Genomic DNA, 13,104 nt, shown 5'->3' with positions numbered 1-13,104 from the left:
TTTCTCTCAACCCGGGTCCAATAGTGCCAGCATCTCTTTCATCGGCCAAACATAGTCTTTGTCACCTTTGACGCCGCAAGGCCGTTCGGCTAGCCAGGCGCCAGTGCTGTACGGGCCAAGGTGCTCGATGGCGACGCGGTCGTACCAGAGCATATGTTCTACGTCCTGCTTCATCTGGTTGAGCGTACCCTGCACAGACCGATCGCGCAGCATATCGCATTGTAACGGCGCGAGAGCCCGGGCCGCTGCGTTAAGCTGAGCCTGACTCGCTCCGCCCTTGAGCAGCGTGTTCATCAGGCCGTCCTGAAACAGGTAACCCAGCTCGGCAAAGTCCGGTTTGGTCAGGCAGGTGAGCAGAACCGGAAAGCGCGTGGTGCCGTGCACGAACAGCACGCAGTTGCGGCGCTGCAGCGTAAGCAGGTTAGCGTGCCAGCCGCTCAGCGGGCTTTCGCCCGGATCGTTGGCGGCGCTGGGGCGGGCCCTTGTGTTAGGCAGCCGTCCGCTGGCATTGACCGGCAGTTTGGCGAGCAGCTTTTGGGTGCAATGCAGTTGGATCATCAGTGTCCCGTGTTGGATTCAGGATCAAGAGACCCTTCGGTAATGATCGTATCGAGTTTACTTTACGTTCGATAGTCACACTCAGAGTGTCAGTTTTTGGTGCCACGTAAACTGCGAGCTGGTGAAAATCACCACCGGATGCCGACTGCGTTGCGTTGATAGGCTGCTGGCGACGCCTTTGCTTGAAAAGCATAGGCAAGATGCCTACACTTCGGTGCATGAAAGGAATCTTCATAGAAACCACTGCGTTCACTTCAAGGTTGAGCGACTACCTGACAGATGAAGAGTATCGGCGTTTGCAGACCGCGATGTTGGCACACCCGGAGTGTGGCGACGTGATGCTCAGAACAGGTGGTTTTCGCAAGCTGCGCTGGGCAGACAGCAGAAGAGGAAAAGGAAAACGTGGCGGTCTGCGCGTGGTGTATTACTGGTTGATGGGAGACGGTCAATTCTGGATGTTCTCGATCTATGACAAGGACGAAATGGAGAACCTGACCGCTGACCAAGAAAAGCAGCTCAAACAGGCGATTACCAACGAGCTGAAGAAGCGAGGTACCAAATGAACAAGCGCAATCTGTTCGAAGAAATGATGCAGGGCATCGACGAGATGGCGGCGCAGCGGGAGGGCAAGATCACCTTGCGCCAGGTGACGGTCGAGAACCGGCCCGCGCCCGAGGTGACGGCTGATGAAATCGTCGCCTTGAGGAAGAAAATGAAGATGTCACAAAAGGTCTTCGCCATGCGTATACGAACCAGTGCTGAAACACTGCGCAACTGGGAACAGGACAAGGCCAAGCCGAACGCTCAGGCGGCGCTGCTGATAAAGCTGGTCGAGCAGTACCCTGATATGGTTGATCGCCTGGCTAGCGTGTAGGGACTTACGCCGTTCGAACCAATTAATGTTCATCTGACCCCGGTTTCGTTCCTATCCGTCCATCACTTCAAAACGTTCCCGCAGCCACTCGGTGATCACACCGGACTCATAAAGCCATTCCTCACGACCATCGTCGTGCTGAATCAGCAGGCAGGGGACTTTGACTCTGCCACCACCGGTTTCCAGCGCGGCACGGTGTTGTAAATTGTGTTGGGCATCGCGGGTTTCTACCGTGAACCCGAGGCGCGCCATTTGTTTGCGCACTTTGATACAAAAGGGACAAGCTTTGAATTGATAGAGAGCCAGTTTTTCACTCGCGCGATTCAAGGTGGCCTGTTCGGCGGCGGTGCGAGTAATGGCTTTGGGTGTGGTAATCGCCTCTGCGATCAACATAAAGGGTGTCAAGATCATTCGCAGCGTACGGAAAAAGTACCGAATAACAATTTTCATAAAGCTCTCATTGGGACAACGGGTTGTCGCCTGCTTGTGCAGGCAAGCAGGCCATTGTACCGGCGATGCCGAAGGTAATGGCGAAAGTGGGGTCGGACCCACGCATGTGAAGGGGGCAAGCGTGTCGCGTTCTCCATGGTTCGGGCACTATCAGCCATACACTCTCTGGAGCCAAAAGCATGAAGAGCTGGCTGTTTTTGGTCCTCGCGATCGTTGCTGAGGTGATCGCCACGTCCGCGCTAAACTCCAGCGAAGGGTTCACCAAACTTGTTCCTTCTGCGATTGGATAAAATATTCATCTGACCCCGGTTTCATCGGTTGGCGCTGTCCAATAGAGCGAGCATGGCGCGCAGCGGCCAGATACAGTCTTTAACGCCTTTGGCCACGCAGGGTCTTTCCGCCAGCCAGGCACCGACGCGGTAGGGGGCGAGGTCAGTGATGGGCAGCTGGTCATACCAGAGCAGGTGATCCAGGTCCTGCTTCATGTGGTTCAGGGTGCCTTGTACTGAGCGGTCGCATTGGGTATCGCAGCGCAGCGGCGTGAGGACGTTGGCTGCGGCTGACAACTGCGCCTCAGTTGCGCCGGCCTTGAGCAGGGTATTCACGAGGCATCCTGAAAATGGTAATCCAGCTCGGCAAAGTCAGGCTTGGTCAGGCAGGTGAGCAGCACCGGAAACCGCGTGGTGTTGTGCACAAAGAGCACGCAGTTGCGTCGTTGCAAGGTAATCAGATTGGCATGCCAGTCGCTCAGCAGACTCTCGCCTGGATCAATGGCTGCAACCGGACGCGCTCGGGTATTCGGCAGCAGACCCTGAGTATTGACCGGGAGTTTGGCGTAGAGCTTTTGTGTGCAATGCAGCTGAATCATATAGCGACTAGGGCTTCGTCTACTGCGGCTTGGGCATCGGGGATGCGCAGTTGGCCGGAGAGGAGTTTGGGGAGGAGGGTGTCGCGGAGAGAAGCAAGGTTTTTGGCTTCGATTCGGGTAGCGATCACCCGATCTAGTAGAGGTACGAATGTCATGTCGAGCGTTCTGAGTAGCTCTTTCGGCGGTACAGCTGAATAAGCTTGGTTCAAATGTTCTCGCTTGATATGGCCCATCGTCACTGCCTTGCCCGCGGCAATGCGTTGAAACTCTTCCAAGTGAAGAGAGGTACATTGGAAGTAAAACCATTTTGGATAGTTTTTGGAAGTTACCTTGAACAAGTGTTGGTTTAGCGCGCCTTTTCCGCCACACCAAATATCGACAACCAACGAGCCGGACCAAGAGAAAAGAATATCGCCGTCGTCAACGATGCATTCGGGTCTGATGTTTGGTGACGCTTTCTCGTTACCGTCAGCAAACCCTTTTTTGAGCTGCGCGATTTTCACAACAGGAAGGTAGTCGTCTTCGTTCTCGGGACGAAATTTCTGAAGTGCTAATCCGTTTTGATATTCCGCTATCTTTACTAAAGACTTCGCCTCCCACCCCTCCGGCACCCAGCCCATGGCTTCGGTAAACACAAACCGATCAGGAAACTGCTGGCGAACCTCGGCGGGGAGGGTGTGGGGGTGTTCGGGTGATGGCTGCTGTGCGGCCTTGGCGCGGCGTTCGGCGCGGGCGGCCAGTTCGTCGGGAATCGGATTGCCGGCGGCCAGAGCGTTGTCGATCGCCGGATCGAAATCCACAAACCAGCTTTTGAACAACGCCTGTGCCATGGACTCCAGCGTGGTGTTTATCTGGTGGTTGAGTTCGATTTTGTTGTCGAGAGTTTTTAATACCCAAGCAATATATTTTTGGTCTGTTAATGATGGGAACGATATTTTCAGATGCCCGATCATCTCATTATTCAAACTGGCCCTAGTGGACATTGTAGAGAAAGCCAGCATCTCGGTGCGAAATTCGGGGCTGCGCAAATAATACGCTACGAACTCGGGATGCAAGTTGTTGTTCGGCATCGGCCGCAAGCGTTTTGTAAAGCCATTAAAGGTTGCTTTCTCATAGTCCTTTAAGGAAGGTCTGAAATACCGGCCATATGGGCGGCGATTATGACCTCGACTCACAAAAAAAACATTTCAGGAACGATTTCATCGCCCTCAGTCGCGTTTTCAGCGCGTTGCAGCCCCTTTTCGGCCATCCAGGCCGCTGTACCCAGTACTCCGGGCGGATTTATCCTGCACTTAACAGCTGTTTTCGGGCCATCCATAGGTTGGCCAGGGCGAACAAGGTATGCAACTGGGCCGTGTTCTTCGCCAGGCCCTTGTAGCGCACCTTGGTGAATCCGAACTGGCATTTGATCACTCGAAACGGATGCTCGACCTTGGCTCGTGTACTGGCTTTGGCCCGCTCGATTCGGCGCAAGCCTTTCTCGATCAGCTTGGTTTTGCTCAATGTCTTGAGCTTGCCTGGGCGCATCGCAATCGACCAGACCACCTGCTTGCGCCCTTTGTGTTCATCCCGTTTCTGAACGCCGGTATAGCCGGCGTCACCGCATACATGGGTTTCTTCGCCATGCAGAAGCTTGTCTACCTGAGTAACATCGCCCGCATTGGCCGCCGTCCCCACGAGACTGTGAACCAGCCCTGACTCAGCATCAACGCCAATGTGGGCCTTCATGCCAAAATAATACTGGTTACCCTTCTTGGTCTGATGCATCTCGGGATCGCGCTTACCTTCTTTGTTCTTGGTCGAACTGGGTGCATGAATGATGGTTGCATCGACCACGGTGCCGTGGCGCAGCATTAGCCCGTGCTCACCCAGGTAACGATTGACCACTTCGAACAACGCCGTGGACAGGCCGTAGCGTTCCAGCAGCCGACGGAATTTGAGAATAGTGGTTTCATCCGGAATGCGATCAAGTTGAAGGCCCGCGAAGAGTCGCAAGATGGTGGTTTCATACAGCGCTTCTTCCATCGCTGGATCGCTGTACCCAAACCAGTTCTGCATCAGATGAACTCGCAGCATCGCGTCGAGCGGGTAAGCAGGTCGACCACCTTCGCCCTTGGGATAGTGCGGCTCGATCAGCGCCAGCAATGGCTTCCAGGGAACCACTTGATCCATTTCCAGCAGAAAGCGCTCACGGCGGGTCTGCTTACGTTTACCAGCGTATTCGGCGTCTGCAAAGCTCATCTGTTTCATGCGGTGGTCTCGAAAATGGCGCTGACGCATTTTACCTTTTCAGGAAGTCTTTTTCAGACCTTCCTTAACGCTACAGCACTCATTCCCAGCTCATCTGTAGTGGTCTAATGAAACCGGACACCAACTAGGCGACAATACTCGCCATTGAGAGGTGTTCGATGACAAGAAAGCGACGTACTTTTACCCCTGAATTCAAACAGGAAGCAGCCAGCCTGGTGCTGGACCAAGGCTACAGCATTACCCAAGCCAGCACATCGCTGGGCGTGGTTGAAAGCGTCCTGCGCAAGTGGGTTAAACAGCTCACTGAGGAGCGGCAGGGTGTCACCCCTAAAGGCAAAGCCATGACACCAGAGCAGCAGCGCATTCAGGAGTTGGAAGAGCGGTGCCGGCGGCTGGAGATGGAGAAGACCATCCTAAAAAAGGCTACCGCTCTCTTGATGTCGGACGACTGGAAACGTACACGCTGATTGACCAGTTGAGAGAGCAGGCCCCCGTTGACATGGTGTGCGCAGCCTTTGATATCAACCGTTCCTGTTACTACGAACACCGCCAGAGGATACAGCGTGTGGATGCTGAGCGTGTAGCCCTGAGGGCCCAGATTAACGAGCTGTTCAACAAAAGCCGCAGCTCGGCAGGTAGCCGCACCATCAAGGACATGCTGAACGATCAAGGCGTCGGCATCGGCCGCTTCAAGGTGCGCCGTTTGATGGGAGAGCTTGGCCTGATTTGTAAGCAACCAGGCCCCCATAAGTACAAGCAGGCCACCGTGGAGCGGCTAGATATCCCCAACCGTTTGGACCGGGAGTTCGATGTGGCGCAACCAGATCAGGTCTGGTGCGGTGATATCACCTATATCTGGACCGGGCAGCGCTGGAGTTATCTGGCGGTGGTACTGGACCTGTATGCCCGTCGCGTCGTCGGCTGGGCCATGTCTGACACCGCTGATGCGGACTTGGTGGTACAGGCCTTGGAGCATGCGTGGGAGCAGCGTGGGCGCCCTCATGGGGTGATGTTCCATTCTGACCAAGGATCACAGTATGCAAGTCGCAAGTTCCGGCAGAGGCTGTGGCGCTTCCGTATGGTGCAAAGCATGAGTCGTCGAGGCAACTGCTGGGATAATGCTCCTATGGAGCGGCTGTTCCGCAGTCTGAAAACGGAATGGATACCGCCGATGGGGTATCACAGCCTGGCAGCTGCCCGGAAGGATATCAGCAACTACCTGATGGGGTACTACAACCAGAAGCGTCCCCACGCCTTCAATGGCGGGCTCGCTCCGGCGGTGGCCGAAGAAAAACTTAAAACTGTGTCCGGAATCAGTTGACCACTACAATCCATGGTTTCGCTGGTACGAGTAAGGAAAACGTCCCCACGTTTTATCGAACATTTGGCTTGTTCTTTCTCATTGGACTGAACCAGCTGTGAGAGCTCGTCAGGGACAAAAGTGTTGTAGAAGACATCCTTAAACGCCAGAAACGGATAGCCTGAGCCGAAATCTTTAGCAGGTTTTGATAGGCCAGAGCTGATGGTGTAGATATCCGTCAGAGTTACTTCTGTCCACTCACTCCTCATAACCCAGCCCCTCCAGATTTCGCCGAATCACTGCATCCAGCTCTGTTGATTCCTTCATCTGCCGATACAGGGTCTGGCTCAGCTCCGCCATCTTTTCCTCAAACAGTATGCCGTCATCTTCCACCTCCGCAGCGCCAACATAGCGGCCAGGCGTGAGCACATAATCATTAGCCTTGATCTCCCCCAGCGTGGCGGATTTGCAGAAGCCGGGCACGTCTTCATACACAGTCTCGCCATCGAATTCGCCCCGCCAGGCATGGTAAGTGCGGGCGATATCGGCGATGTCGTCGGCGGTGAGTTCCTTGTGGGTGCGGTCGATCATGCTGCCCTTGTTGCGGGCGTCGATAAACAGGGTTTCGCCCTGGCGATCACGGAAGTGTTTGCGGCCGTCGGTGAACTGCTGGGCGCGCTTGTTTTTGGTCATGAACCACAGGCACACCGGAATCTGTGTTGTGTAGAACAGCTGGCCGGGCAGGGCGATCATGCAGTCCACATGGTCGTTCTCGATCAGCTTCTGGCGGATCAGGCCCTCGCCGCTGGTGTTGGTGCTCATGGAACCGTTGGCCAACACAAAACCGGCCACGCCGTTTTCACTGAGCTTGGCCAGCATATGCAGTATCCAGGCGTAGTTGGCGTTGCCGGTGGGCGGCACTTCATAACCGGCCCAGCGCGGATCATCGGTCAACTCGGTGCTGGCGCGCCATTCCTTCAGGTTGAACGGCGGGTTGGCCATGATGAAATCGGCCTTCAGGTCCGGGTGCTGATCCTTGAAAAAAGTATCGGCGGGCACCTCGCCCAGATTGCCGGCGATGCCGCGAATGGCCAGGTTCATCTTCGCCAGTTTGTAGGTGGTGGCGGTCTGTTCCTGTCCGTAAATGGAAATGTCCTTCTTGTTGCCCTGGTGGTTCTCGATGAACTTGATCGACTGCACGAACATGCCGCCCGACCCGCAGCATGGGTCATATATCTTGCCCTGATAGGGCTCGATCATCTCGGCGATCAGGTTGACTACGCACTTGGGCGTATAGAACTCGCCGCCGCCCTTGCCCTCGGTGGCGGCAAAATTGCCGAGAAAGTATTCGTACACCCGGCCGACGATGTCCTGCTCGCTGGCGGCGCCGTCTTCACGTTTTACCAGGGTGTCGATGTTGTTGATCGAGTCGATCAGCGCGGCCAGCTTGGCTGGGTCCAACCCCAGGCGGGAGAAGTAGTTATCTGGCAGCGCGCCACGCAGCGACGGGTTGCTCTTCTCGACCGTATGCAGCGCGGTGTCGATTTTCACCGCAATGTCATCCTGCTTGGCGTGCTGCTGAATGTGCGACCAGCGCGACTGCTCCGGCAAATAGAACACATTGCGCATGGTGTAGAACTCGACCATGTCCACGTAGTCGCCCTGGCCCTCGTCGATCAACTCCTGCCGGCGCGCCTCGAAGGTGTCGCTGACAAACTTGAGGAAGATCAGGCTCAGCACCACGTGTTTGTATTCGGATGACTCGACACTGCCGCGCAGCTTGTCGGCGGTGCCCCACAGGGTCTGTTCGAAGGATTTGGTCTTCTTGCTGGATGCAGCGGCTTTGCTCATGGGGTTCGGCTTTATAAAAAGGTGACAATAGCCCGTGCGGCGTAGTCGCTAACAGGCTGGGAAAAGCGGGAGGCAGGCATTCCATTGCGGAGATCTGACTGCGGCTCCTTGGTGGCCGAGAGCATAAGCCAGTGGCGCGCGTGATGTCCAAGATAAAGAAGAGCGTAGTGGTAGTGCCGGTGGGGATGGAGAAACGGTTCTGGGATGTTCTGCAGGTCAGCTGCATCCGTTATCTGGCGCAGTGCAAAGCACGCCCGGCGCCGTTGACGGTTGTGCGAACCGTCACAGGTTGGTGCCGGGCCGGTGTGACTAAGGCGCCAGGGGCAGCTGGCGTTTGTGTGCGGTCATGTCGTAACGCTCGATGATCTTCCTCGCGGTCGCGTCATCAACGGGGTGGCCCAAAAGGAAGGCATCGATCTGCTCATAACTCAGCCCGTAGGCATCCTCATCGGGCCGACCGGGTTCCAGCTCTTCAAGGTCGGCGGTGGGGATCTTGCCGACCAGATCAGCGGGGGCGCCCAGCTGCGCCGCGATACGCCGGATCTGCCCCTTTACCAGCCCGGTCAGAGGTGCCAGATCGCAAGCCCCATCACCGAACTTGGTAAAAAAGCCCATCACCGCTTCGGCAGCATGATCGGTGCCGACTACCAGCCCGTTGACGAAGTTGGCCAGCGTGTACTGCGCCACCATGCGCGTGCGGGCCTTAACGTTGCCCTTGGCAAAATCGCGCTTGGCCGCCTCAGCCGGCTCGTCGGCGAAATAGCCTGCCAGCGCGTCCACCGACGCCTTGATATCCACGGTGCGAATCTGATCCGGCTGGATGAAGTCCAACGCCGCCTGGGCATCGTGCTCATCAAACTGCACACCATAGGGCAGGCGCATGGCATAGAAAGTGGCCTCATAGCCATCCTGACGCAGCGACTCTACAGCCAGCTGACACAGCTTGCCCGCCGCTGTCGAATCCACACCGCCGCTGATGCCCAACACCAGCGCCCGGGTACCGGAGCGGCGCAGCGTGTCCTTGATGAAATCGACACGCCGGGTGATCTCCTGCTGGAGCTCAACGCTGCCCGTGAGGTGGGGATTCACTTGCAGCGCGCTGCGGATTTCAGCGCTGCGACTGGTAGCAGTGGTCATGTCTGTCTCCTTAATGTTCGATACGAAAATGCTCAACGGCCTAATAGTTCGACACGATAAACGAGGTTAGTGCCAACACCAAGACGGACCATTCCGAACGTTAGGTCTCCACCCAACTACCCCACCGCCCACTCCTTCGGAAACCGCCGAATCAACAAGGTCAATCCAAACCCCACCGAGAGCACCACAAAGGTAAAGCTGAACGCTGCCCTGAACCCTCCGGTAGTCTCGATCAGCCAGCCCGCAACCGCTGGTCCCAGAAACTGCCCGATCGCAAAGAACAGCGTCGCAAAGCTGAATGCGATGGGGATGTACCGGGGCGCTACCTGGTCGGTGGCGCTGGTCTGGATCAGCGCGAACAGGCCGTTGACCGAGGCGCCCATGATCAGGAAGTGGACAAAGAAGTAGGGCAGGGTCTGGCCGGTGATGGGCAGGGCTACGGCTATCAGTACCAGAAAGATGCACATGGCCAGGGCGTTGCCGCGGCCCCAGTGGTCGGAGAGCCAGCCCCATAGAGGGCCGCTGGCGATGGCGAGCAGGCCCATCATGGCCATGAAGCGTCCGGCGATGGCTTCGCTGTGGCCGCTTTCAACCATGAAGCTGACCATGAAAACGGTCTGGACGATATAGCCCAGGCCGATGATGCCGTAGGTGGTAGCAACAATGAGGACGCGGGGGTTGCGGTAGATGCGCCATTTTTCGGTGGGGGACATGTCTGCGGTGGCGCTGGTCAGGGATTTTGGTGGATTACGTGCGAACAGGCCGATCATGATCGCGACGCTCAGCGCTGCTCCGGCGAACACGCCCCAGCTGACCCGCCACCCCAGGTCGCCAAAGGTAGCGAACAAAAAGGGCACCAGCATGCCGGTTATCAGGATGCTGAGCCCGACGCCGCTGGTCATATAGCCGATGACCAGCCCGCGTTGCTCGGGAAACCAGGTGGCGAGCAGCGACACCATGGGGGCGAAGGCAAAGGCGGTGCCGAAGCCCAACAGCCCCATCAGACCCATGACCAGCCAGTAATGGGTGGCGACTGCCAGGCCGGCAAATCCGGCGGCCACGGTGAGCATACCGAACAGGACCGAGGCCTTGGCACCCCAGCGCGCGGCGGCGAGGCCGCCGGCCAGCACGAAGCAGACGTAGCACAGGGCGGTGACGGTGCTGAGAATACCGGCCTGCTGGTAGGTCAGCCCGAGGTCAGTGCGCATCGTCGGCAGGATGATGCCGTAGGCCAGGCGGGCAAAGCCGATCACGACCAGGGAGGTGAGGGTGCCGCACAGCACGATCAGGATCATGTTGGGGCGGTTGGCATTGTCGGACATTGTTCTCTCGTAGTGGCTGACGCTTCGCAGCGGCTCAGGGTAGCAGCTTTGCGAGCGGGCCTCTCAACTCCTTGAAGGGGCGCTGCCGACACAACCTGGCTGAACCAGCTCAGCCCCTTCGCTGTCATAAGAGTGGCTGCGCTCCATTCAGCCCGACCCACGCTGCCCCGGGCGCGTGATTGGTACTTAACAAGAATGCTGGAGTTCATTATGAGTCTGACCCTTAAATCGGTATTGCTCGGAATGATGGTTCTGTTCATGGCTGGCTGTAACACCGTGGGAGGCGCGGGTAAAGATATCCAGCGCGGCGGTGAGGCGATCGAGGATGCTGCCGATCGCTAAGGTCCAAGACTACCTGGCCGCCCGTTCGGGTGGCCGGTACGTTGCTGGCCACCAGCTTATGGTGCCGCACTGACTGTACACAGCCACTGCTGCAGGGCCTTCTCCAGCTGCCTTGACGCTTATCGATAAACCTCCTGAATACCCGTCCAATCTGGCGTTTGCCCGCACGGGCCGCCTACACTCAGTCGACATTTTCCTCGGGCAGCGCCCTGCGTGCTGCGCACTCGACTCGGTAGGTATCCATGAAAACCAGAATCACAGACCTCTTCGGTATAGAGCACCCCATCATTCAGGGCGGCATGCACCACGTCGGCTATGCAGAGCTGGCCGCTGCGGTAGCCAATGCCGGTGGCCTGGGCATGATCACGGCGCTGACCCAGCCCAACCCCGAGGCGCTGGCTGCGGAGATCCGCCGCTGCCGTGAGATGACCGACAAGGCATTCGGCGTGAACCTGACCTTTCTGCCTTCGGTGAATCAGCCGGATTACCCGGGTTACATCAAGGCCATCATCGAAGGCGGCGTCAAGGTGGTGGAAACGGCGGGCAACAACCCGCAGAAGTGGCTGCCGATCCTCAAGGAAAACGGCATCAAGGTTATCCACAAGTGCACGGCGGTACGCCATGCGCTCAAGGCCGAGGCTATTGGCTGTGATGCGGTTAGTGTGGATGGTTTTGAGTGTGGCGGGCATCCCGGTGAGGATGATATTCCCAACTTCATCCTCCTGCCGCGGGCTGCCGAAGAGCTGACCATTCCCTTTGTTGCTTCCGGCGGTATGGCCGATGGTCGTTCGCTGGCCGCTGCGCTGGCACTGGGTGCCGATGGCATGAATATGGGTACGCGTTTTATTGCCACCCAAGAAGCGCCGGTGCATGAGAACGTGAAGCAGGCCATTGTGGCGGCCAGCGAGCTGGACACGCGGTTGGTGATGCGTCCGCTGCGCAACACCGAGCGGGTGATGAATAACGCGGCGGTCGAGCGGTTGCTGGAGAAGGAAAAACGCCTGGGGTCGGCCATCAAGTTCGAGGATATTGTGGAGGAAGTGGCCGGCGTCTATCCGCGCATCATGAAGACCGGCGAGATGGATGCCGGTGCCTGGTCCTGCGGTATGGTGGCTGGTCTGATCCATGACGTGCCGACGGTGCAGCAACTGGTTGACCGGATCATGGGCGAAGCCGAAGGCATCATTCGTGAGCGCCTCAGCGCCATGCTCAACGGTTGAGGGGACAGCACATGAGCTTCGATACACCTCTTTATCTGTGCGGCCCGCTGCGTGAACCGAAACAGATGCTGGCTGACCAGCAATACAGCGGTCACACATCCATCCATGATGATGATATGGCGGAAAAGCTGGGCTTCCGCGCGGGTCCCATTGAAGGTCCAACCCACTTCAGTCAGTTTGTACCACTGCTGGCGGAGATCTGGGGTAAGGACTGGTTCGAGCGCGGTTGTTTCTCGGCGCATTTCCAGAACATGGTAGTGGAGGGCGAGCAGGTGCGCGCCTTTGTCGAGCGTCCGGCGCCGGGTGCGACGCGGGTGCGCTGCTGGGCGGAGAAGGCCGACGGCACGCCGGTGCTGGAAGCCAGTGCCAGCCTGGGTGATGCTGATGCCACGCTGCTGGACGAACGCATGGCCAAGTTGAGGCCGGTAGACAAACTGGTGATCCTGGCGGATCTGCATGTCGGCATGACCGGTGCGGTGGAAGAGAAGGCGCGCATGGCCGCTGATCAGCATATGGGCGAGCTGTATCCTTTCTCGCTGGGTCAGAAACTCGGACGTATCACCGAGAATTCGCTATGGTATGCCGAGGCGGAGAGCTCGCCCTGGGGACGGCCGATTATTCCGCTGGAGATGGTCAGTGTACTGGCGGAGTACAGCAGCAAGCAGGCCGCCTTCCCGGTCAAACAGCCGGTCGTTGGCCTGTTCGCTGACCAGGAAATCCGCATGATCGATGGGCCGCTATTTGTCGGCGAGGACTATCTGATCCGGCGGGAAGTGGTGGCGCTGTCGGAGAGCAAGCGCACCGAGTCGTACTGGGTACGGTCGCGCATCTATTCCGCCGATGGCAGTCAGTTGAAGGCGGAAATGCTGCTCAACCATGCCACGCTGAAACATTCCTACGCGGATTACCCGAAGGACTGATCAGCGCAAGTC

13 protein-coding genes and 2 pseudogenes are annotated in these 13,104 nt (G+C 57.5%); 7 read left to right on the top strand and 8 right to left on the bottom strand.

Features of this window, described 5'->3' with window-relative positions; translation table 11 throughout:
• Positions 1–6: 6 nt before the first annotated feature.
• Positions 7–558: a DUF6933 domain-containing protein gene (locus tag BLU11_RS16360; protein ID WP_090275214.1), complete on the bottom strand. Its 552-nt coding sequence runs from the start codon at positions 556–558 to the stop codon at positions 7–9.
• A 218-nt stretch (positions 559–776) separates the two neighbouring features.
• Between BLU11_RS16360 and BLU11_RS16355 the strand changes: the two genes are divergently transcribed.
• Both BLU11_RS16355 and BLU11_RS16350 read left to right on the top strand, forming a co-directional pair.
• Positions 777–1,121 (top strand): type II toxin-antitoxin system RelE/ParE family toxin, encoded by a 345-nt coding sequence (locus BLU11_RS16355; protein ID WP_090276606.1) that lies wholly within the window; start codon positions 777–779, stop codon positions 1,119–1,121.
• Positions 1,118–1,432, top strand: coding sequence for a helix-turn-helix domain-containing protein (locus BLU11_RS16350; RefSeq protein ID WP_090275212.1), 315 nt, complete (start codon positions 1,118–1,120; stop codon positions 1,430–1,432). The genes BLU11_RS16355 and BLU11_RS16350 overlap by 4 nt, the downstream gene beginning before the upstream one ends.
• Positions 1,433–1,483: 51 nt before the next feature.
• Here the strand turns inward: BLU11_RS16350 and BLU11_RS16345 are convergent, their stop codons facing one another.
• The gene (locus BLU11_RS16345) at positions 1,484–1,882 is read right to left on the bottom strand and encodes a glutaredoxin family protein (protein ID WP_090275210.1); all 399 of its coding nucleotides are present in this window, start codon (positions 1,880–1,882) and stop codon (positions 1,484–1,486) included.
• Between the two features lie 179 nt (positions 1,883–2,061).
• Here BLU11_RS16345 and BLU11_RS16340 point away from each other — a divergent pair.
• Positions 2,062–2,166: pseudogene (locus tag BLU11_RS16340) on the top strand (SMR family transporter); the annotation flags it as partial.
• Positions 2,167–2,193: 27 nt separating this feature from the next.
• Here the strand turns inward: BLU11_RS16340 and BLU11_RS19830 are convergent.
• The 3 genes and pseudogenes from BLU11_RS19830 to BLU11_RS16325 form a co-directional block, all read right to left on the bottom strand.
• Positions 2,194–2,750, bottom strand: a pseudogene (locus BLU11_RS19830) (DUF6933 domain-containing protein).
• Positions 2,747–3,820, bottom strand: a complete 1,074-nt coding sequence (locus tag BLU11_RS16330; RefSeq protein WP_090275208.1) for a restriction endonuclease subunit S — start codon at positions 3,818–3,820, stop codon at positions 2,747–2,749. The pseudogene BLU11_RS19830 and the gene BLU11_RS16330 overlap by 4 nt, the downstream one beginning before the upstream one ends.
• 211 nt (positions 3,821–4,031) lie before the next feature.
• Positions 4,032–5,000: an IS5 family transposase gene (locus BLU11_RS16325; protein WP_090276209.1), complete on the bottom strand. Its 969-nt coding sequence runs from the start codon at positions 4,998–5,000 to the stop codon at positions 4,032–4,034.
• Positions 5,001–5,158: 158 nt separating this feature from the next.
• Between BLU11_RS16325 and BLU11_RS16320 the strand changes: the two genes are divergently transcribed.
• A protein-coding gene (locus BLU11_RS16320) for an IS3 family transposase (RefSeq protein WP_090272001.1) occupies positions 5,159–6,321 on the top strand; the annotation gives its coding sequence in 2 pieces (ribosomal slippage) (positions 5,159–5,414 and positions 5,414–6,321; 1,164 coding nt in all).
• A 237-nt stretch (positions 6,322–6,558) separates the two neighbouring features.
• On the opposite strand, the gene BLU11_RS16310 is transcribed toward BLU11_RS16320, so the two are convergent.
• The 3 genes from BLU11_RS16310 to BLU11_RS16300 form a co-directional block, all read right to left on the bottom strand.
• Positions 6,559–8,151, bottom strand: coding sequence for a class I SAM-dependent DNA methyltransferase (locus tag BLU11_RS16310; protein WP_090275205.1), 1,593 nt, complete (start codon positions 8,149–8,151; stop codon positions 6,559–6,561).
• 309 nt (positions 8,152–8,460) lie between these two features.
• Positions 8,461–9,288: an ammonia-dependent NAD(+) synthetase gene (gene nadE / locus BLU11_RS16305; RefSeq protein ID WP_090275204.1), complete on the bottom strand. Its 828-nt coding sequence runs from the start codon at positions 9,286–9,288 to the stop codon at positions 8,461–8,463.
• Positions 9,289–9,404: 116 nt separating this feature from the next.
• Positions 9,405–10,610 carry an MFS transporter gene (locus tag BLU11_RS16300; protein WP_090275202.1) on the bottom strand — a complete coding sequence of 402 codons (1,206 nt, stop codon included), beginning with the start codon at positions 10,608–10,610 and terminating at the stop codon, positions 9,405–9,407.
• Between the two features lie 210 nt (positions 10,611–10,820).
• On the opposite strand from BLU11_RS16300, the gene BLU11_RS16295 reads away from it, so the two are divergent.
• From BLU11_RS16295 to BLU11_RS16285, 3 genes are all read left to right on the top strand, one after another.
• Positions 10,821–10,952 (top strand): entericidin A/B family lipoprotein, encoded by a 132-nt coding sequence (locus tag BLU11_RS16295; protein WP_090275200.1) that lies wholly within the window; start codon positions 10,821–10,823, stop codon positions 10,950–10,952.
• Positions 10,953–11,194: 242 nt separating this feature from the next.
• The gene (locus BLU11_RS16290) at positions 11,195–12,172 is read left to right on the top strand and encodes an NAD(P)H-dependent flavin oxidoreductase (protein ID WP_090275198.1); all 978 of its coding nucleotides are present in this window, start codon (positions 11,195–11,197) and stop codon (positions 12,170–12,172) included.
• A gap of 11 nt (positions 12,173–12,183) precedes the next feature.
• A complete protein-coding gene (locus BLU11_RS16285) occupies positions 12,184–13,092 on the top strand; it encodes a hotdog family protein (protein ID WP_090275195.1) in 909 nt (302 codons plus the stop codon).
• Positions 13,093–13,104: the final 12 nt, after the last annotated feature.

The organism is Halopseudomonas litoralis, assembly GCF_900105005.1.
Taxonomy (GTDB): Bacteria; Pseudomonadota; Gammaproteobacteria; order Pseudomonadales; family Pseudomonadaceae; genus Halopseudomonas; species Halopseudomonas litoralis.
The sequence above is the reverse complement of the archived record's forward strand: the minus strand, read 5'-3'. Positions and strand labels throughout refer to the sequence as shown.